Origin of the sequence: Sellimonas intestinalis, assembly GCF_001280875.1 — a bacterium.
In the GTDB taxonomy this organism is placed as follows: Bacteria; Bacillota; Clostridia; order Lachnospirales; family Lachnospiraceae; genus Sellimonas; species Sellimonas intestinalis.
Genome location: NZ_LGAJ01000003.1, coordinates 439787 through 459618 on the forward strand (window position 1 = coordinate 439787; position 19832 = coordinate 459618).

17 protein-coding genes are annotated in these 19832 nt (G+C 44.2%); 13 read left to right on the forward strand and 4 right to left on the reverse strand.

Annotated features, from left to right (window positions below; genetic code table 11):
• The first annotated feature begins 1 nt into the window (after position 1).
• The 10 genes from AOA56_RS03030 (at position 2) to hydF (ending at position 10240) form a co-directional block, all read left to right on the forward strand.
• Positions 2 to 982 carry an ABC transporter permease gene (locus tag AOA56_RS03030; protein WP_024732699.1) on the forward strand — a complete coding sequence of 327 codons (981 nt, stop codon included), beginning with the start codon at positions 2 to 4 and terminating at the stop codon, positions 980 to 982.
• The gene (locus AOA56_RS03035; protein ID WP_024732698.1) at positions 979 to 1956 is read left to right on the forward strand and encodes an ABC transporter permease; all 978 of its coding nucleotides are present in this window, start codon (positions 979 to 981) and stop codon (positions 1954 to 1956) included. Before AOA56_RS03030 ends, AOA56_RS03035 begins: the two co-directional genes overlap by 4 nt.
• Before the next feature lie 16 nt (positions 1957 to 1972).
• Positions 1973 to 2713, forward strand: coding sequence for a glutamine amidotransferase (locus AOA56_RS03040; RefSeq protein WP_053768914.1), 741 nt, complete (start codon positions 1973 to 1975; stop codon positions 2711 to 2713).
• 24 nt (positions 2714 to 2737) lie between these two features.
• Positions 2738 to 3868, forward strand: a complete 1131-nt coding sequence (locus AOA56_RS03045; RefSeq protein WP_053768915.1) for a M20 family metallopeptidase — start codon at positions 2738 to 2740, stop codon at positions 3866 to 3868.
• 103 nt (positions 3869 to 3971) lie between these two features.
• Positions 3972 to 5003, forward strand: coding sequence for a LacI family DNA-binding transcriptional regulator (locus AOA56_RS03050; RefSeq protein ID WP_024732696.1), 1032 nt, complete (start codon positions 3972 to 3974; stop codon positions 5001 to 5003).
• Entirely contained in the window at positions 5000 to 5914 is a 915-nt protein-coding gene (locus AOA56_RS03055) for a ribokinase (protein WP_053768916.1), read from the forward strand. Before AOA56_RS03050 ends, AOA56_RS03055 begins: the two co-directional genes overlap by 4 nt.
• 279 nt (positions 5915 to 6193) lie before the next feature.
• Positions 6194 to 6481: a TM1266 family iron-only hydrogenase system putative regulator gene (locus AOA56_RS03060; RefSeq protein WP_053769092.1), complete on the forward strand. Its 288-nt coding sequence runs from the start codon at positions 6194 to 6196 to the stop codon at positions 6479 to 6481.
• Between the two features lie 24 nt (positions 6482 to 6505).
• Positions 6506 to 7555: a [FeFe] hydrogenase H-cluster radical SAM maturase HydE gene (hydE, locus tag AOA56_RS03065; protein ID WP_156316906.1), complete on the forward strand. Its 1050-nt coding sequence runs from the start codon at positions 6506 to 6508 to the stop codon at positions 7553 to 7555.
• A gap of 22 nt (positions 7556 to 7577) precedes the next feature.
• Positions 7578 to 8996, forward strand: a complete 1419-nt coding sequence (gene hydG / locus AOA56_RS03070) for a [FeFe] hydrogenase H-cluster radical SAM maturase HydG (RefSeq protein ID WP_053768918.1) — start codon at positions 7578 to 7580, stop codon at positions 8994 to 8996.
• Positions 8997 to 9016: 20 nt separating this feature from the next.
• Positions 9017 to 10240 (forward strand): [FeFe] hydrogenase H-cluster maturation GTPase HydF, encoded by a 1224-nt coding sequence (hydF, locus tag AOA56_RS03075; RefSeq protein ID WP_053768919.1) that lies wholly within the window; start codon positions 9017 to 9019, stop codon positions 10238 to 10240.
• 109 nt (positions 10241 to 10349) lie between these two features.
• Here hydF and AOA56_RS03080 read toward each other — a convergent pair whose 3' ends face one another.
• Together AOA56_RS03080 and AOA56_RS03085 are read right to left on the reverse strand one after the other, a co-directional pair.
• Complete coding sequence (locus AOA56_RS03080; RefSeq protein WP_053768920.1) at positions 10350 to 11729, reverse strand: aldehyde dehydrogenase; 1380 nt, start codon at positions 11727 to 11729, stop codon at positions 10350 to 10352.
• Positions 11730 to 11749: 20 nt separating this feature from the next.
• Positions 11750 to 12997: an iron-containing alcohol dehydrogenase gene (locus tag AOA56_RS03085; RefSeq protein ID WP_053768921.1), complete on the reverse strand. Its 1248-nt coding sequence runs from the start codon at positions 12995 to 12997 to the stop codon at positions 11750 to 11752.
• A 481-nt stretch (positions 12998 to 13478) separates the two neighbouring features.
• Between AOA56_RS03085 and AOA56_RS03090 the strand changes: the two genes are divergently transcribed.
• Genes AOA56_RS03090 through AOA56_RS03100 form a run of 3 tightly spaced genes read left to right on the forward strand, consistent with a single transcriptional unit; the run spans position 13479 to position 17308 of the window.
• On the forward strand, positions 13479 to 14687 hold the full coding sequence (locus AOA56_RS03090) for a hypothetical protein (RefSeq protein WP_024732689.1): 1209 nt from the start codon (positions 13479 to 13481) through the stop codon (positions 14685 to 14687).
• 32 nt (positions 14688 to 14719) lie between these two features.
• Positions 14720 to 16102, forward strand: a complete 1383-nt coding sequence (locus tag AOA56_RS03095; RefSeq protein ID WP_053768922.1) for a M20 family metallopeptidase — start codon at positions 14720 to 14722, stop codon at positions 16100 to 16102.
• A gap of 12 nt (positions 16103 to 16114) precedes the next feature.
• The gene (locus tag AOA56_RS03100) at positions 16115 to 17308 is read left to right on the forward strand and encodes a M20 metallopeptidase family protein (RefSeq protein WP_024732688.1); all 1194 of its coding nucleotides are present in this window, start codon (positions 16115 to 16117) and stop codon (positions 17306 to 17308) included.
• 76 nt (positions 17309 to 17384) lie between these two features.
• Here AOA56_RS03100 and AOA56_RS03105 read toward each other — a convergent pair whose 3' ends face one another.
• Both AOA56_RS03105 and AOA56_RS03110 read right to left on the reverse strand, forming a co-directional pair.
• Positions 17385 to 18380, reverse strand: coding sequence for a hypothetical protein (locus AOA56_RS03105; RefSeq protein WP_024732687.1), 996 nt, complete (start codon positions 18378 to 18380; stop codon positions 17385 to 17387).
• Between the two features lie 335 nt (positions 18381 to 18715).
• The gene (locus tag AOA56_RS03110) at positions 18716 to 19795 is read right to left on the reverse strand and encodes a M24 family metallopeptidase (RefSeq protein ID WP_048621900.1); all 1080 of its coding nucleotides are present in this window, start codon (positions 19793 to 19795) and stop codon (positions 18716 to 18718) included.
• Positions 19796 to 19832 lie beyond the last annotated feature (37 nt).

Genomic DNA, 19832 nt, shown 5'->3' on the forward strand with positions numbered 1-19832 from the left:
TATGATGAAGAAATATGTTCCAAAGCCGGGGCGCAGAGAGTATGTGACATTTCTGCTCCTGTTTGCGGAAATTATCCTGTTTGGTATTCTGGCACCGAATTTTTTGACGGTCGATAACCTGATAAGAGTCATACAGAATAATGCGGAGATTGCCATGGTCAGTATCGGTATGACCATAGTAATGCTCCTGGGTGGGATTGATTTGTCGGTAGGATCTGTGATGGGTGTCATCGCCATTGTGATTGGATATATGCTTCAGGCAGAGATGAATATTTTTCTGATTGTCGCGGCAGCTATCGGAATTGGTGTTGCTGTCGGATTTTTGAACGGATTTCTGGTAGCCAAATTCAATATTCCGGATATGATTGTAACGATTGCGACAATGAATATATGGAAAGCGGTAATCTTCGCTTTGCTTGGCGGGAAATGGCTGACGGGTTTAAATCCTGGATATGGGGTTATCACAAGGGCGAAGATATTTGGAATACCGGTGCTTCTTTTATTTATTATTGCCATCTATGCGTTGTTTTACTATTTTCTGATGTACAGGAAATTCGGGAGGTACATCTACGCAACGGGCTGTAATCCACAGTCTGCCAATTTAAGCGGAATCAATGTGAAAAAGATCAAGCTTATTTCCTATTGTATATCCGGAGGAATTGCGGCATTTGCAGCCATGCTCTATATCGCGAGAATGGGAAGCGTGGAAATGACGATCGGATCAGATTTACCGATTGCCTGCATTGCGGCGGTAACAATCGGAGGTACAGGAGCAAAGGGAAACGGAAAACGGGGGAGCGTTATCGGCACGCTGGCAGGAGTGTTATTTATCGCGTTTTTGAAAAACGGGATCGTAATCCTGGGAATCCCGTCTCTGCTTGAAAATTGCTTTATCGGCTCATTGATTGTTCTTTCTGTCCTTTTTGACGCTGTGACAGGAAATCAGAAGTCTGGTAAGAAAGCAAAGGAGGTAACAGTATGAAAAAACTTGCCTTTTCCATAGCGAAAAGCAGGACCAAATTTCTGCTTTTGCTGTTAGTGATAGAGATGATTATTTTATCTTGTATCAGTCCGTATTTCTTTAACATGAATAACCTTTTGCAAGTCACACAGTTTGGAGCGACACTGACTCTTTTGTCATTAGGCGAAGCCCTTGTTATGATAAGCGGACGGGATGGAATTGATATTTCAATCGGTTCTACGATGAGTCTTTCAGGAGTCATATTCGGGCTTGCGGTAATGAACGGAGCAAATATTCCGATTGCGGCGTTCATTACTCTTCTGGGCGGCGTGGTATTTGGTGCGGTAAATGGGGTTTTAGTTGCGGTGGCAAAAGTGCCGGCGTTGATCGCGACGCTTGGGACACAGTATATATACAGTTCGCTGGCTTTGTATCTGACAGGAGGTATTCCTATCAGTGGATTTCCGGATAGCTTTGCCTTACTGTCACTGAAAAGTACATTTGGCATACCAAACCAGATTTTGTTTGTCGTAATACCGGTATCGGTTCTGATTTTTATTCTCGTTTACAAGATGAAATTCGGCCGCAGAGTTTACCTTATGGGGACCAATCCCGAAGCAGCAAAATATGCGGGAATACGCGAGATGAAAGTAAGAGCGATGGTTTATGTTTTGGCGGGAGTATTAGCCTCGGTGAGTGCGATCATCAATAACTCCTGGCTGATGACGGCAAGGGCGGATGCGGGAAGCGGTACGGAGATGCAGGCGATTACAGTAGCCGTACTCGGCGGAATCGGCGTAGCAGGAGGCACAGGCCATCTGGGAGGAGTTCTGATTGGCGTCGTCATTATCACGATGCTGAATTCCGGTCTGCAGATTGCCAATGTAAATTCCGTATGGCAGCTTGCGGCGCTTGGACTGATCTTGATCGCAGCGATTATATTGAACCAGCTTATGAGCAGATTTGTTAAAAATGTAGAAAAAAGTAAAGAATAATCAGGAGGAAAACGATATGAAAAAAGTGTTGTTGGCAGGAGAATCATGGATGAGCTATACGACCCATGTAAAAGGATTTGACAGTTTTTATACATCTGTATATGAAACCGGAGAAAAATGGCTGAAAAAGGCTCTGGAGGAAAATGGATACGATGTAGAGTTTCTCCCAAATCATCTTGCGGCAGAGAAATTTCCATATACAATGGAAGAACTCAAAACTTATAGCTGTGTAATTTTATCAGATATCGGGGCGAATACACTGATGCTTCCGTCACAGACATTTACAAAGAGTATCAAGATGCCGGACAGGACAAAAGTAATCCGGGATTATGTCATGGACGGAGGAGCACTTTTGATGATAGGCGGTTACCTGACATTTTCAGGAGTGGACGCAAAGGGGAAATGGCATGACACGGCAGTGCAGGAGGTGCTTCCGGTAGAAGTACTCACGGTTGACGACAGAAAGGAGCATTGTGATGGAATTTCTCCGGTCGTAGTAAAGGATCATGTTTCCTTAAAAGGAATACCGGAGAAATGGCCAGATGTGCTGGGATATAACAAAACGATTCCGAAGCCGGAGGCTGAGGTGGCAGTCATGATCGGAGATGACCCGCTTGTCGCATTTTCGGAATATGGCAAGGGAAAAAGTGCCGTATTTACGTCGGACTGCGCGCCGCACTGGGCGCCGCCGGAGTTTTGCGAATGGGAAGGATACGCAAAAATCTGGAAGGGTATCATGGACTGGCTGACAAGGTAACGGGTGCAAACGGAGGCTCAGAAGATGAAGCATTACAGTGAAGAAGAGTTTTTAAAACAACTGTTGTCCATTCCAAGTGTGAATGGAGTCGATGATGAACGGGAAATCGCGAACTTTATAGCGGAGTATCTGAAAGACTGCAAAGTCAACGTTTCCGTTCGGGAGATTGACCAAAGACATGCGAATGTCGTTGCGGTACTGGGAGGAAAAAGCAAAGAAAAGGTAGTATGGAACGGGCATTTGGATACGGTACCGTATGGAAAACTTTCACAATGGAATACCGATCCGGCCGTTCCAGCCAAGAAAAACGGATGTATTTATGCAAGAGGGGCAAGCGATATGAAAAGCGGTCTTGCGGCAATGGTCTATGCACTCGGCAACATGAAACAGAGAGGATATATCCCGGAAAAGACCATCTATTTTCTTGGCACCTGTGATGAGGAAAAAGGCGGTCTTGGGGCAAAAGAAGCAGTAAAAGAAGGAATCATGGACGATGCGGTACTGCTTCTTGTCGGAGAGCCTACGGGAATGAAGATAGGAAGTGCCCAAAAGGGCTGTGTTTGGCTGAAAATGAAGATAAAAGGGAAAACGAGCCACGGCGCTTATCCGCAAGAAGGGATAAACGCCGTGGAATATGGATTTGAAATTTTTCGAAAACTAAAAGAAAAACTATCGGAATTTGTCCATCCGCTTTTGGGACAGCCAACAGTACAGATTACAGGGATTAAGGGAGGAATCGTGCCGAATATGACTCCGGATGACGCGGAATTTATGCTGGATATCCGGACAGTTCCACAGGTTTCGGCAGGAGAAATACTTCGGTATGCGCTCTGCCTGTCCCAGACATATGAACGGAATACCGATGGTATGTTGAAAACAGAATTCACCGTAGAAAATGAAAGAATGGCAATCGAAACCGCTCCTGATGACTTATGGCTCAGAAAAACAGAATGGGTGGAAAGATGCATGTACCTGTCAGCAAGTCAGACGGGCATTAATTATTTTACAGATGCTTCTATACTGGCGGAAGGGAAGAAAGATCTGCCGGTCATTTTGCTTGGCCCTGGAGAGCCTTTTTTGGCGCATAAACCGGATGAATACGTGGAGCTGAAAAAATATTTGCAATTTATTGAGTTTTTAAATAAATTATTTTAACCAAAATATGGAAGAAATGAGGTATAGTATACATAGAGACTTTACTCATAACAAAAGACAGGAATCAGATTATGGGAATAGTATACAATGGGGTTGAAAAATTTTGAGAACTACGATTAAGGATATTGCTAATTATACCGGATTTTCGGTTACCACGATTTCGCTTGTTTTGAATAATAAGGCGAACAAAATACCAAAGAGCACAAAAGATACCATTTTAGAAGCAGTAGAGAAGCTCAATTATCATCCAAACCGGCTTGCGGTGGGGCTGGTAAAAAAGCGAACGGACACCATCGGACTGATTATATCTGACGTCAGCAATGTGTTCTTTTCAAATCTTGCAAAGGGTGTGGAGGATGAATGTAGAAAAAAAGGATGGAATTTATTTCTGTGTAATACAAACGATAAACATACAAGGGATCTGTCCTATATTCAGGCGCTTGCCGATAAAGGAGTAGATGGTATTTTATTCTGTATGTCATTAGACAGCGATAAAAAGAAAGCAATGGAAAGTATCAAGCTTTTCGAAAAACTAAAAATGCCGTTTGTTATGATTGACCGTTTTTTGGAAGAAGCGACATGTAGTTCCGTTGTTGTCGATCATGTGCAGGGAGGATATGCGGCCACAAAATATTTGTTGGATCACGGTCACAAAAAAATCGGATGTATAACAGGACCGCGGGAACTTGAAGATTCCTGTGACAGGTTTGCAGGATATAAAAAAGCTCTTGATGAATATGAAGTGGCTTTCCGGAAAGAACTGGTTTATGAGGGAAAATATGACTGTGAAAGCGGGGCAACGGGAGCGGATTATCTTTTGAAGCAGGATGTTACAGCCATTTTTGCCTTTAATGATATGTCGGCATACGGGGCATATAACCGTATGAATCAAAAAGGAATAAAGATTCCAGAAGAGATTTCTCTGATTGGTTATGATGATATCTTTTTTTCGGAGCTTTTGGATGTTCCGCTTACCACGGTGCATCAGCCGGTTTACGATATGGGGGTAGAAGCAGTCAGGCAGCTTGCGGCTGAAGTGGAAAGCGAAAGAGGTTCCCGAAAATGTATTACATTTCAACCGGTGCTTATAGAAAGGGCAAGTGTTGCGGATAAGAAAAGGAGCAAAATAAAATGAAGATACTGAATTTTGGCTCAATGAATATTGATTATACATATAAAGTGGAGCATATTGTGACACCTGGGGAGACAATTTCCTCCAATGGGATTGAAGTGTTTCCGGGTGGGAAAGGATTGAATCAGTCCGTTGCGCTTGCAAAGGCGAAAGCAGAAGTCTATCATGCAGGTATGATAGGAAAAGATGGACTGTTTTTAAAGGAGGTCTGTGAAAAGTCAGGCGTACATACAAACTATATTAAATGCATTGAAGAGAGAACCGGCAATGCCATGATACAGGTCAGTGAAGAAGGGCAAAACAGCATTATCCTATTTGCGGGTGCAAACCGGAAAAATACAAAAGAATATATAAAAGAAGTCCTGAAACATTTTGAAAAGGGGGATTTTCTGCTTTTGCAAAATGAGATAAATCTTATATCGGAGTTGATTGACGAAGGAAAAGAAAGGGGAATGACGATTGTCCTGAATCCCTCTCCGTTTGACAGGGAACTCCTTTATGCCAAGATGGAAAAGGTTGATTATTTTCTGATTAATGAAGTGGAAGGAAAGCAGATCACAGGAGAATTGCGGAGCGATCATATTTTAAAAGAAATGCAAAAACGGTATCCGAAAGCCGGAGTTGTTCTGACGCTTGGGGAAAAAGGAGCGATATATCAGGATCAGACGCAGACAGTCATTCAGAATGCGGTTAAGACAAATGTGGTAGATACTACCGCCGCCGGAGATACCTTTACCGGCTATTTCCTTGCGGCGGTTATGGAAAAGCGCATGAAGCAAGAAGCGTTGAAAGAAGCGGCATATGCAGCCGCGCTTGCGGTATCACGAAAAGGGGCGTCAGTTTCGATACCTGAAAAAGAAGAAGTTATTCGACTGATATCAAAAAAAGAAGGAAAGGGGAGTATTAGATTATAGTAGATTGACTTCTGATTTCAAAAGTTGTAAGATGAAATCAGCACAATCTGACCTGAAGAATGTTCTGAAAGGGAAGGCCGTGAAACCAGAAGCAAAGAAGCTCTGACGAAAATGAGAGCTGTCAGTCGATACCAAACTGTCTGTAAAGGTGGGCCTTTTAGGCCCATTTTTTGTTTTTCAGCAAGTCTGACGGACTTGCCAATCCGGAGCTGGATGATACGTAAGGATGAAAAACAGAGGAAAGGAAACACGGCAAAAAAGGAAACACAGGAGGTTATCATGGAAAATGAGACAAGAATCGCGGTGATTGGAATTATTATTGAGGATAAGTCTCAGGCGGGAGCCGTCAATGAACTTCTCCATCAGTACGGAAACTATATTATCGGACGGATGGGTCTTCCCTATGAGAAAAAGAAAGTTAATATTATCAGTATTGTACTGGATGCGCCGGGAGATATTATCAGCGCTCTGTCCGGGAAGCTGGGGCGCCTCTGGGGTGTGAGCTCCAAAGCTCTTTATACAAAAACAGGAGAAAAGGCGTGCGAAGAACAAGGAAGAGAGGAATAAGAAACTGTGACAGATAGCAGGACAATGGCACTGATCGATGCGCTGGAACAAGGGGCGAAGCTGACAAGAGAAGAATGGCGGCATGTGCTGACCAAACGAAACAAAGAGATAGCGGATGTGGTGTTTCAGAAGGCATCGGCTGTACGGGACCATGTCTATGGAAAGAAGATTTACATTCGGGGTCTGATTGAGTTTACGAATTACTGTAAAAATGACTGCTATTACTGCGGAATCCGAAGGAGTGCAGGGGCGTCCCGCTACCGGCTTTCCAAGGAGGAGATTTTGAGCTGCTGCGAGTCCGGGTATGCATACGGTTTTCGAACCTTTGTGTTGCAGGGAGGAGAAGATCCGTATTTTACAGAGGATAGAATAGAGGATCTGATCCGGGCGGTAAAGTCCGAATTTCCGGACTGTGCGCTGACACTCTCTGTTGGGGAAAAATCTGAGAAGGCTTACCGGAAGTTTCGTGAGGCAGGAGCGGATCGGTATTTGCTGCGCCATGAGACAGCAAACCGGGAGCATTATAAGAGACTCCATCCATCTGCCCAGACATTAGAACACAGGATGAGCTGTCTTGCTGCTTTAAAACGTCTGGGGTTTCAGACAGGGGCAGGCTTTATGGTTGGATCGCCTTACCAGACGACAGAATGTTTCATTGACGATCTGCAGTTTTTGCAGGAATTTCGGCCGGAAATGGTAGGGATCGGGCCGTTTATCCCACACCATGACACTCCGTTTGCGGGAGAAGAGGCAGGAAGCGTGGAATTGACACTCTATCTGCTTGCGCTTGTGCGGCTGATGCTTCCGTGTGTTTTACTTCCGGCTACGACCGCTCTTGGCACGGCGTCGGAAAACGGCACCATGAAGGGAATTCTGGCGGGGGCAAATGTCGTCATGCCAAATCTGTCTCCGCAGAACGTGAGAGGCAAATACCTCCTCTACGACAACAAAAGAAACACGGGACTGGAGGCTGGGGAAAGTCTGGCGCTTCTTAAAGAAGCGGTGAGTACGATTGGCTATGAGGTGGTCACAGACCGTGGAGATTATCAATCACTGAAGGGGAAGAAAAACTGACCCGAAGAAAGGAAGAAAGAAGATGTACGATCCAAAATCAAAACATGCAGAGGATTTCATCAATCACGAGGAAATTATGGAAACCCTGGATTATGCTCGGAAGAACAAAACGAACAGGGAACTCATTGGTGAGATCCTTGAAAAGGCAAAAAAACGGAAAGGCTTAAGTCACCGGGAAGCCGCAGTGCTTTTGGACTGTGAGCTGGATGACAAAAATCAGGAGATCTTTACTCTGGCGGAGCAGATTAAAAAAGATTTCTACGGAAACCGCATCGTAATGTTTGCGCCGTTGTATCTCTCAAACTATTGCGTGAATGGATGTCTTTACTGTCCATATCATCTTAAAAACAAGCACATTGCGAGAAAGAAACTGACGCAGGATGAAATTCGCGCGGAGGTGACGGCGCTTCAGGATATGGGGCACAAGAGGTTGGCTATTGAGACCGGGGAAGATCCGGTGAACTGTCCTATTGAATATGTACTCGAAAGCATAAAAACGATCTATGACATGAAGCACAAAAACGGGGCGATCCGCCGGGTAAATGTGAATATTGCCGCTACCACGGTGGAGAATTACAGAAAGCTAAAAGAGGCCGGGATTGGAACCTATATTCTGTTCCAGGAGACCTACCATAAGGAGAGCTATCTGAAACTCCATCCGACCGGTCCGAAACATAATTATGACTATCATACGGAAGCTATGGATAGAGCGATGGAAGGCGGAATTGACGATGTGGGATGCGGCGTCCTGTTTGGTCTGGAGCTTTACCGATATGAATTTGCCGGTCTTTTGATGCACGCGGAACATCTGGAGGCAGTATACGGTGTCGGGCCGCATACGATCAGTGTTCCAAGAATCAAAAAAGCGGACGATATAGATCCGGATATGTTTGATAATGGAATCGATGACGATACATTTGCGAAGATCGTGGCCTGCATCCGGATTGCGGTGCCGTATACCGGTATGATTCTGTCCACAAGAGAAAGTAAGAAATGCAGAGAGCGGGTGCTCCACCTTGGAATTTCGCAGATTTCCGGTGGTTCCAGGACAAGTGTGGGAGGCTATGTGGAGGAAGAGGCAGAAGATGAATCCTCCGAACAGTTTGATGTGAGCGACAAGAGGACATTGGATGAGGTGGTCAACTGGCTGATGGACATGGAGTATATTCCAAGCTTTTGCACTGCATGTTACCGGGAAGGGCGGACAGGAGACCGTTTTATGTCCCTTTGTAAGTCCGGCCAGATTCACAACTGTTGTCTGCCAAACGCCCTGATGACGCTGAAAGAATATCTTATGGATTATGCTTCCCAAGATACAAGAGAGAAAGGGGAGGCGATGATCGCGCGGGAAATCGAGAACATTCCAAAAGAGAAAGTCAGGCAGATTGTCAGAGAGCATCTGGAAGAAATCGAAAAAGGGAACCGGGACTTTAGATTTTAGTGAAAAAGGAGGGACAGAATATGGGGATCAATGCAACCCCTGTGGCTGAACGGCTCCATATTGGATTTTTTGGAAAGCGAAACGCCGGAAAATCAAGTGTGATGAACCGGGTAACAGGGCAGAACCTGGCCGTTGTCTCCGAGATAAAAGGGACGACGACCGACCCGGTGTATAAGACGATGGAACTTCTGCCCCTTGGTCCGGTAATGATGATGGATACACCGGGTATGGATGATGAAGGAGACCTTGGGTCACTCCGGGTGGAAAAAAGTTACCAGGCACTTCGTAAGGCGGATCTGGCGGTGATGGTACTCGATGGAACCCGGAATCCGGATGAGGAAGATGAGAAAGTCTTGCGGAAAATTCAAGAAAAGGGGATTCCTTATGTTGTTGCAGTGAATAAATGGGATGTCTGGGGCGAAAAAGTAGATGAGTGGAACGGTAAGGGCAGACTCCACGTCTGGGGAATCCCGGATGAGCGAATTGTTCTGGTCAGTGCCGAGACCGGAACGGGTATGGAAGAACTGAAAGCTGTTATAGCGGAAGCAGCCAGAGTGCAGGAGCCGGAAAAAAGGCTTGTGGCTGATCTCATTCGACCGTCGGATCTGGTTGTACTTGTCATTCCGATTGATAAAGCCGCGCCAAAAGGAAGATTGATTTTACCGCAGCAGCAGGTGATCCGGGAGCTTCTGGACGTGGGAGTGAGGATGCTTGTCGTAAGAGACGACAGACTTGGGGACGCTCTGGATCGTATTGGTGAAAAGCCGGCCCTTGTGATTACGGACAGTCAGGTATTCAGGGAGGTATCGAAGATCACGCCGAAGGAAGTGTATCTGACTTCGTTTTCCATCCTTTTCGCAAGATATAAAGGAGATCTGAAGCATACAGTCCAGGGGGCAAGAGTCTTAAAAACGATAAAAGACGGCGACAACATCCTAATCAGTGAAGGGTGTACCCATCATCGTCAATGCGGTGATATAGGAACAGAAAAACTCCCGGAGTGGATTCGAAATTATACAGGAAAGTCCCCGGAGTTTTCCTTTACTTCGGGGACAGAATTTCCGCAGGATCTGAGTCCGTATCGTTTGATTGTACATTGCGGTGGATGTATGTTGAATGAAAAAGAAATGCGGTATCGGTACGCCTGCGCCCAAAGACAAGGGATTCCGATGACAAATTATGGAATTTTAATTGCGTTTATCCATGGGATTTTGGAGCGAAGCCTGGAGATATTTGAAGTTTGACTATTCAAAGGAGAAGAAAAAAAGCCGGGAGATGAATCGAAATCTCCCGGCTTTTGTGCGTATCTGTTTCTATAATGAAATGTGGTTGGATGTCTGCCTGTTTCTCTTGTTATTTCAGGAAGAAGCGCACCATTTTATCGTGAAGTCTCCGATATGGCTGATAGCGCATCGGCAGGTCAATCCATGTCTTTTTATCTACAATGCTCTTATAATGCGAAAACGTATCAAATCCGATCTTTCCGTGATAAGCGCCCATTCCACTTTCTCCAAATCCCCCAAATCCCATTTCTGTTGTGGCAAGATGAATGATCGTATCATTGATACATCCGCCGCCAAAACCACATCGTGCAGTGACCTTTTTAACTGCTGCTTTATCGGAAGTAAAGAAGTAAAGCGCCAGAGGGTGAGGATGTGTATTGATGATGTGGATCACGTCATCCAGATGGTCAAATGTCAGGACGGGCATAACAGGGCCAAAGATTTCCTCCTGCATCACAGCGTCATCAAATGTTACATTGTCCAGAACAGTAGGCTCAATGCGAAGAGCATTTGCATCTGAAGCCCCACCGTGTACTACTTTTTTAGCTTCAATCAGTCCCAGAATCCGATCAAAATGCTTTTTATTGATGATTTTTCCATAATTCGGATTACGAAGGGGATGTTTTCCATACTGCTTTTGAATCTGTTTTATGATTTCTTTGACTAACTGGTCTTTTACAGCGCGGTGACAGAAGACATAATCCGGGGCGACACACGTCTGTCCGCAGTTTAGATATTTTCCAAAAACAATGCGTTTTGCCGCCAGTTTCAGATTGGATGTCTGGTCAACGATACACGGGCTTTTCCCGCCCAGTTCCAAGGTAACAGGCGTCAGGTGTTCGGAAGCCTTTCGCATCACTTCTTTTCCGACACTTTGGCTTCCGGTGAAAAATATATAGTCAAAATGCTCCCGCAATAGACAGGCGTTTTCTGCCCGCCCTCCTGTCACAACGGCTACATATTGCGGATCAAAGCACTGGGACAGAATTTTCTGAAGAATGGCACTGGTATAAGGAGAGTAAGCGCTCGGTTTTACAATGGCTGTATTTCCTGCCGCCAGTGCATCAGCCAAAGGTGAGAGCGTCAGTAGAAAAGGATAATTCCATGGACTCATAATGAGTACAACGCCGTAAGGAGATGGCTTTTGAAAACTTCTGGAATGAAACTGGGACAGAGGAGTATGGACTCGTTTTTCTCTGGCAAACTGCCGAATGTGCTTTAGCATGTAACTGATTTCTTCGAGAACAAGTCCGGTTTCACACATATAACTTTCAAATCCACTTTTTCCAAGATCCTTTTTTAAGGCATCGTGGATTGCGTTTTCATTTGCGGAAATTGCGGAATAAAGTTTGCGTAGCGCGGTGATCCGCAAATTGACCGGCAGTGTTGCTCCGGTTTCAAAGTAGGTTCTCTGTCTGACAACAAGTTCTTTCATTTCGTGTTCCGTCATGGTTTGTCACTCCTTTCGTATCATTCGCCGTGATCGGATCTATCAGAATCTTTTTTGGGATTCTCTGGATTTGGCATCAGCATATAGTAGAAGGTTTCCAGTTCGGCTGCACTCATCAGCACAGGAACGGGATAGAGCGGGTTGGCTTCCTTGTCTGCATAATGGGCCAGTTTCGGGACGTCTGTCTCCTGGATTTCCGGAATATGATTGCCGATACCAAAGCGTTTTTTCATTTCCTGGATAGCAGAAATAAAACACTTTGCGGCTTCATCACATGGAGTATTTGGATCTGTCAGTCCGGCCGCAACCGCCAGTCGGGCCAGTTTGGGATGTATGACTTCTCCGTAGGCTTTTAAGACCATTGGGAGAATGACCGCATTGGCGAGGCCGTGCGGGACATTATATTCTCCACCCAAAGAATGAGCTACGGCATGAACGTATCCCACGTAGGACTTTGTAAATGCACATCCGGCATAGAAAGAGGCTCGCAGCATATTACGGCGTGCTTCTACGTTGCGTCCATCCTCATATGCGGTGTAGATATTTTCAAAAATCAGCTTTACAGCCAGAATGGCGTCTTTGCGCGTGCCGTAAGTAGTGGAATTGCCAATATACGCCTCTACTGCATGAGTCAAGGCATCCATCCCGGTAGTAGCGGTTATGAAAGGTGGCAAGCTTATTGTAACTTTCGGATCCAGAACCGCATATCTCGGAATCAGCGGGAAGTCATTAATCGCATATTTGTGGCGAGTATGGGCGTCTGTGATGACTGCCGCCAATGTCGTTTCGCTTCCGGTGCCGGCGGTGGTCGGTATCGCCATCAAAAGAGGGAGCTTTTTGTGTACTTTCAAAATTCCTTTCATCTTGGAAAGCGGTTGTTTAGGCTTTACAATACAGGCCCCGACCGCCTTGGCGCAGTCTATGCTGGAGCCGCCGCCGAATCCGATGATGCAGTCACAACATTCGGATTTATAAAGAGCGATAGCTTCATATACATTCGTGGTTGTAGGATTGGCCACGGTTTTGTCATAGATACAGTAAGGAACTTCGGCCTGATCCAGAGCTTTTTCTAACCGGAAAGTCAGGCCAAGTTTCCGGATACCGGCATCTGTAATAATCAGAACTTTGTCGCAATGGTTGCTTTTGATTATGTCCGGAAGAGCGTTGACACTGCCTACAATTTTCGGTTTCCGATAGGGAAGAAAGGGCAAAGCAAGCTTTAAACCAGTCTGGAAAGTTCTGCAATATATTCTTTTTAATGTATTCATAATAAACAATCCTTTCTGAAATAGAAGTCATTCACTTTTATTATGGGCAATTTTACCAGGAAAATATTAGCATTTAAGAAAAGAATTGTCAATAACAACGGGAGAATGGAAAAAATATCTGTGTAGAATGATCTGTTTCCATTCAGAGAAGAACATATGTGGAAGTACCTTATGGGATTGACCATGTTTCACTTTTTTTGAAGAATCTCAAAAGTAGATTAAAGGACATTCACAATAAACAAAAACGTCTTTTAATAAGACGAAAAAGAGACTAAGAAATGACATAATTGACAAAAAAACAGTTGACTATTGACATTTAATATAGATAAAATGTATTATAAACATAATTAATAATATTATTAAACGAGATAAATGAAAATTTTGCGTCTTTTAATCAGGATAATTTAAAGACGTAGAGTCTCAAACTGTGCACAGGAGGAAGAGAAGATGAAAAAGCGGATTTTAGAAGGAGGATGAAAAGATGAGTTTTTGGAATCCATTGACTTGTATTACGGGATGCCTTGTCGTGTATTCAATAGGAGAGATTTTGTCAAAAAAGACAAAAGGGGCGATTTCCTCATTGTTGTTTGCGTGCGTACTGTTTCTTGCAGGATTCTGGAGTGGAATTTTACCGGATGATATTACAACCCAGTCAGGGTTAGTAACTGTCATGTCAAATTTTGGTACCGCTTTTATGATTACTAATATCGGTACTTTAATTAACCTGGAAGATATGATACGGGAATGGAAGACCGTAGTCATCGCGCTCGTGAGTATAGGAGCGATTGCATTGATTTGTTTTACTGTAGGCTCTCTGATTTTCGGAAGAGAATATGCGTTAATTGCAGCCCCTCCGGTGGCAGGATCGACTGTGGCGGGGATCATAGTGACAGGTGCGGCGGAAGCGGCTAACAGGCCGGAACTGGCAGCTTTTGCGGTTTTGGTTCTTTCGGTTCAAAAATTTTTTGGTATTCCGATTTCCACATTCTGTATCCGGAAAGATCTGGGCATAAAAAGACAGCAAGGTTATTTTAAAAAGCAGGTGGAAACAACGAAAGCGCTGCGTCTTCCGAGTATGCGTATTTTTAAAGAAACACCAAAAAATCTACGGACAAATACAATCTATATCTGCAAAGTAGCATTGGTTGCCTGTCTGGCTGATTTTGTCGGGAAAGCAACATTGATTCCGGGATCCAGTCCGGAAAACTATATTTTAAATCCAAATATTTCCTACCTGTTATTTGGCTTGATTTTTGCAAGAATCGGGTTTCTCGAAAAGGATATTTTTGCAAAATCCGGATCTTCTGGCATTATTACGTTTGGTCTGCTTTTGATGCTTCCGGGCAGCCTTGCCCAGGTATCACCATCCAGCCTGTTGAGTATGATCGTACCGGTATTTGGAATTCTTTTGCTTTGCTCTATTGGAATTACTGCACTTTGTGGACTGATAGGAAAGATGTTGGGGTATTCCCCGTTTGCTTCAGCGGCAATCGGCGTTACCTGCATGCTTGCTTATCCTGCAACACAGATTATTACAACAGAGGCAGTAGATTCTTTTGAATGGGAGGGAGAGGACCGGCAAAGAGCGATGGACTATATGCTTCCTAAAATGATCATCGGAGGATTTGTAACAGTTACCATTGCCTCCGTAGCATTCGCAAGTATTATCAGTCCGATGATATTTAGTTAATGAGAAGTTTTACAGAAAAAGGAGGTAGTAACATGGACGGAGAAATTGCGTCAAAAGAGATTGAGCGAAAAAGGGGTGAGCTCGATGAAATCAGCCAGTATATCTGGAGGAATCCAGAAGCAGGTTTTAAAGAAGTCAAGGCAAGTGAAAAAGTAGCTGACTATCTGGAAAGAGAAGGCTTTCGGGTAGAGAGGGGAGCAGGAGGTGTGCCGACAGCAATCAAGGCTTCCTATGGAAATGGGCATCCGGTGATTGGATTTATGGGAGAATTTGACGCATTGCCGGGACTGAGCCAGAAAGTTTCTTCCAAGAAAGAAGAAATTCCGGAACAGACATACGGTCACGGATGTGGACACAACCTGCTCTGTACGGCACATGTAGGAGCTGTCATTGGGCTGAAAGAAGAGATGATTCAAAAAAATCTTCCGGGAACGATTTTGTTTTTTGCCTGTCCGGGTGAAGAACTTCTGACAGGGAAACCGCTGATGGCAAGAGGCGGAGCGTTTGAAGGAGTTGATGTTGCGATAAACTTTCATCCAAATAAAATCAATGAAGCAACAACCGGAGTTTCTACAGCGGTAAATTCGATGAAGTTCCGATTCCATGGGGTCTCGTCTCATGCGGCAAATGCCCCGGAAAACGGAAGAAGCGCACTGGATGCAGTGGAACTGACAAATGTAGGAGCCAACTATTTAAGAGAACATGTTCCGTCAGATGTCAGGATCCACTATACGATCACGGACGGTGGAATTGTTCCTAATGTTGTACCGGATCAGGCGGAAGTGTGGTATTATGTACGGGCATTTTCAAGGGAAGTGGTAGAAGATGTGTACAATCGCCTTGTACGGGTAGCAAAGGGAGCTGCAATGATGACAGATACTTCAGTCGAAGTGGAATTTCTCGGAGGGTGCTACAATACGATGAATAACAGAATTCTTGCGGAAGTGGTCGCGGAATCTATGAATGAGATCGCACAAGAACCATGGACGCAGGAGGAAATCGCATTTGCGGCCGAGCTGGATGCACAGATGCCGGTGGCGGCAGAAGCGACAAGAAAAAAATATGGTTTGCCGGCAGGAACCCATCTGTATGAAGGACCAGGAAAAGTAACCTGTTTTAATAGTTATGGATCCACGGATATTGGGGATGTCATGCATTTGATGCCGACCGCTTATTTCTTTACAGCATGTACCAATATGGGAGCACCGGCTCATAGCTGGCAGTTTACGGCCTGTGCAGGAAGCAGTATAGGTGAAAAAGGAATGATATATGCCGCGAAAGTTATGGCATGTTATGGCGTCAAACTGATAGAACAGCCGGAGATTCTAAGAAAGGCAAAGGAAGAGTTTGACCGTCAGATGGAAGGAAGAACCTATAAATGTCCGATACCGGATGAAATCGGAGTTCCGGAATAAAGGAGGCAGGGGATGGTGGATTTTATAAAAGAAGCGGAAACAATCCAGCAACAGGTAGTCTTATGGAGGAGAGATCTGCATCAGTGTCCGGAATTACTGTTGGATCTTCCTAAAACATCCGCTTATGTAGAGCGGGAACTTCAGAAAATGGGATATGAAACAGAGCGGATCTGTCAGTCAGGTCTTACAACTGTCCTTGATAGTGGGAAACCGGGAAAAACTCTGCTTTTAAGAGCCGACATGGATGCGCTTCCGATACAGGAGGAAAGTGGACTTCCATATGCAAGCAGAACACCTGGAGTCAGCCATGCATGCGGCCATGACACACATATGGCAATTCTTCTTGGGGCTGCCAGACTTTTGCATGAGCACAGACATGAATTTTGTGGAAAGATCAAATTTATGTTTCAACCGGGAGAAGAAGGAGGCGGAGGCGCCAGATTGATGATCCAGTCAGGAATTCTGGAAAATCCCAAAGTCGACGCTTGTATGGGCTTTCATCAGGTTGTGGCAAGGGATCATCTTCCGACAGGCACGGTGGGATATACGAAAGGGGCTATGATGGCTTCAGCAGATATATTTCAGATACGGGTTTACGGAAAGAGTGCTCATGGAGCCAGTCCTGAATCCGGAGTGAATCCAATTCAGATTTTGACACAGATATACAGTGCTATACAGGTGATAGAATGTGCGGAAAAACCACGCAGCGCACAGCTTGCTCTTACAATCGGGCAGATCAATGCTGGAAAAGCAGGAAATGTGATTCCGGAAACAGGTTACATGTGCGGAAGTATAAGGGCTTACGAAGAGAGCGTCAGAGAACTGGCGAAACAAAGACTTGCAGAAATCTCTACACAGACCGCGGAGATGTTTGGAGGGCGGGCTGAAGTAATATTTACCAGTGAACTTCCGGCGACAGTCAACGATGATACAGTGGGAGAAGAGATGTTTGGTTATGTCAAAGAACTGCTTGGGAAAGAGCAGACGAAAATACTTCCTCCTATCATGGGATCAGAAGATTTTGGGGAAGTGTTAAAAGAAGTGCCGGGAGTATTTTTTCGGATCAGTCTGGGAGACAAGCAGGAGGGTTATCCGTATATCAGCCATAACGCAAAAGTAATCTTTAATGAAGATGGAATGAAAAATGCAGTTGCGGCCTTTGCGTACTGTGCTGTGAAATGGCTAAACGCCCATCAGACAATGTGACATACATAATCAATATAGGAACGGAATAGAGCGTATCTGTGTTTGGCGTCAGATACGCTCTGTTTTCGTAAAAAGTTTAATTCAGGATTCGGTATGCTTTTTCCGGCCTTCCACGGTTTGGAAGGTGGTCCGTAGTGATTTCTTCTGCTACGCCACAATTCAGAAGACGTTTCAAGAGACGGTTGGCACTGCGTGGTGTGATGTCAAGCGCAGAGGCAAGATTCTGTGAAGTCACATGTTCATTGTTAAGCGTCTCAAGGGCAGTAACAAAACGACGGACATAAGAAAGAGAAAAGCCGGTACGTCTGGAGAGCGCATCCAGATAGTCTCTTCCATACTCTGAAGACTGGGATCTGGCCTGCCTTTGGAATAGGAACTGGGACGAATACTGCTGATTCAATGCGGCGATTGTCGTCTGGTTCTGAAGCATTGCTTTCAGAGAAACTTCCTGAAGTAATGTAGTAATGGCTTCTTTCAGAATCTCATATTTAGGATAAACAAAGTAGGTTTTGACCCCGGCATGGAGCAGATCCGGCATAATATTGCTAAAACGTGTAACAGAATACTGGATTCGTCCTTCCCTCCAGAGACGGATATGTCTTTCTTTAATTTTTTCTTCCATTTCACAAAGCTGTTCGAGAGAATAGCTGGAAGTGTTCTGGTAAATCTCCATAATCAGATCGTGAAACTCTCCCCGTTTGAGAAAGTCATATAACGGCCGGTCCGGCTCTCCGGAATACCATTCCATCAGGTCATAATAGCCTCGTTCCAGATAGAAGTCTTTCTCATTATATTGAATCTGAAAAAAAGACTCATAATAACACAGGGGGCTGCTTCCAAAAGAAATAAGGGGTTTGGGAAGAGAAGGAACACGTTGGCAGATGGCTGCTCTTGGAACAGGCCCACTGACAAGGAATCCGTCATAATCCGGCTCCAGAGCGAGGTAAAGCTCTCCTGCATCTTGAAAATCTTTGTATATAAAATAGGATAGTTCGCAATTTAATGCAAGGGACTGATAATAGTTTTTTGCATAATCATTTAAGAACTCTGTTAAAATAACTGCAATTTTCATATTTGAACTCCAATCCTGATAATGCACAGAAAATAATGTATATCATTTTTGATAGTATCAATGATAACGTATCACTTTTTTTATTTCAATCATTTTTGACAGAAAAAGGGAAATAAATGGAATGAAAAATTTTACCACTAAATAAAAGAATCTGCCTGTTTCAAAGCAGATTCTTTTATTATTGATGATGTTGTGCATAGCAGGTGGTTTGTTCTCAAAGTTCTGTTTTGGGGAACAAACCCAAATTTCGCAATGTGAAACACGGCCATGATCTAACAATTAGAAGAAATCAGCATCAACCGGATTCTCTGTTTTATAAACTTACTTTTTGGAATTTATTCAACAACCTGAAGATCTTTTGGATACTTAGTTAAAACTTCACATCCATCTTCTGTAACGATAACTAAATCTTCAATTCGTACACCAACATTATCTTTCAAATAAATACCAGGTTCGATGGAAAAGCACATTCCCACTTCTGCAACAAGATCACAGGACGGACTTGCTTCTGGTGGCTCATGGACAGTCATACCGACTCCATGGCCAGTACGGGTAAGGAAGTATTCACCATACCCGGCATCTGAGATTACTTTGCGGGCCACTGCGTCAATATCAGACATTTTTACCCCGGGTTTCACAAAATCTATGGCAGCTTGCTGTGCCTGTTTTACGATTTCATAAACTTTACGATGTTCTTCACTAACACTCTTATAGAAAACAGTTCTTGTCATATCGCACCAGTAATTATTGATAGGTGCCCACAAATCGAAAAGAACAGCATCACCTTCATGAAGCATTTCTCCAGCTACAGCCCCGTGATGAGGTTCAGCGGCATTTTTTCCGTAACATACATATTGCAACTGGATGTCTTGAACAGCACCGTGTTTTTCAAAAAACTCCTCGATCATGTTGGAAAGAGTTAATTCGTCTAACTCAGGGCTGATATGGTTAATGCCAAATTCTACTGCCATATCATTGATCTTGGCTGCATGGCGCAATGCTTCTCGTTCAGATTCATCCTTGTGAGACTTGCAGATATCAATTGGTTCAGAACCAAATTCCGGGATAATATCGTTTCGTTCTTTTAATATAGAAATCGTATGTTTACTTGCCCAGTTTTTATCAAAACCTACAGGGCCTGGAACTAATTCATCCGCAATGAGTTTATATGGGTTTTCACCATCCGCATAGTAGTGCATAGTTACACCATCTAAAGGAGCAAAACAGAATAAGTTATTCATGAAAGCATGTACATCACCATCATCTTTTATGAGAATAGCTCCGCAACGTTCCATAGGATTAACGATGCGTCCTGTGAGCCAGAAGATAGACGGGTCATCAGACACAAGAATCTGTTTTAATCCTAATTTTTTCATTTCAGTAATTACTCTCTTTAAACGTTCTTTGTTCATCATGAAAATCAACCTCCTATCATGATTTTATAATATATAT

What these genes read in the sequence shown, in the direction of transcription:
- AOA56_RS03035 (WP_024732698.1), top strand. Translation starts at nt 979, where the DNA reads ATGAAAAAACTTGCCTTTTCCATAGCGAAAAGCAGGACCAAATTTCTG.
- AOA56_RS03095 (WP_053768922.1), top strand. Translation starts at nt 14,720, where the DNA reads ATGGACGGAGAAATTGCGTCAAAAGAGATTGAGCGAAAAAGGGGTGAG.
- AOA56_RS03100 (WP_024732688.1), top strand. Translation starts at nt 16,115, where the DNA reads ATGGTGGATTTTATAAAAGAAGCGGAAACAATCCAGCAACAGGTAGTC.
- AOA56_RS03030 (WP_024732699.1), top strand. Translation starts at nt 2, where the DNA reads ATGATGAAGAAATATGTTCCAAAGCCGGGGCGCAGAGAGTATGTGACA.
- AOA56_RS03085 (WP_053768921.1), bottom strand. Translation starts at nt 12,997, where the DNA reads ATGAATACATTAAAAAGAATATATTGCAGAACTTTCCAGACTGGTTTA.
- AOA56_RS03110 (WP_048621900.1), bottom strand. Translation starts at nt 19,795, where the DNA reads ATGATGAACAAAGAACGTTTAAAGAGAGTAATTACTGAAATGAAAAAA.
- hydG (WP_053768918.1), top strand. Translation starts at nt 7,578, where the DNA reads ATGTACGATCCAAAATCAAAACATGCAGAGGATTTCATCAATCACGAG.
- AOA56_RS03080 (WP_053768920.1), bottom strand. Translation starts at nt 11,729, where the DNA reads ATGACGGAACACGAAATGAAAGAACTTGTTGTCAGACAGAGAACCTAC.
- AOA56_RS03045 (WP_053768915.1), top strand. Translation starts at nt 2,738, where the DNA reads ATGAAGCATTACAGTGAAGAAGAGTTTTTAAAACAACTGTTGTCCATT.
- AOA56_RS03090 (WP_024732689.1), top strand. Translation starts at nt 13,479, where the DNA reads ATGAGTTTTTGGAATCCATTGACTTGTATTACGGGATGCCTTGTCGTG.
- hydF (WP_053768919.1), top strand. Translation starts at nt 9,017, where the DNA reads ATGGGGATCAATGCAACCCCTGTGGCTGAACGGCTCCATATTGGATTT.
- AOA56_RS03105 (WP_024732687.1), bottom strand. Translation starts at nt 18,380, where the DNA reads ATGAAAATTGCAGTTATTTTAACAGAGTTCTTAAATGATTATGCAAAA.
- hydE (WP_156316906.1), top strand. Translation starts at nt 6,506, where the DNA reads ATGGCACTGATCGATGCGCTGGAACAAGGGGCGAAGCTGACAAGAGAA.
- AOA56_RS03060 (WP_053769092.1), top strand. Translation starts at nt 6,194, where the DNA reads ATGGAAAATGAGACAAGAATCGCGGTGATTGGAATTATTATTGAGGAT.
- AOA56_RS03055 (WP_053768916.1), top strand. Translation starts at nt 5,000, where the DNA reads ATGAAGATACTGAATTTTGGCTCAATGAATATTGATTATACATATAAA.
- AOA56_RS03040 (WP_053768914.1), top strand. Translation starts at nt 1,973, where the DNA reads ATGAAAAAAGTGTTGTTGGCAGGAGAATCATGGATGAGCTATACGACC.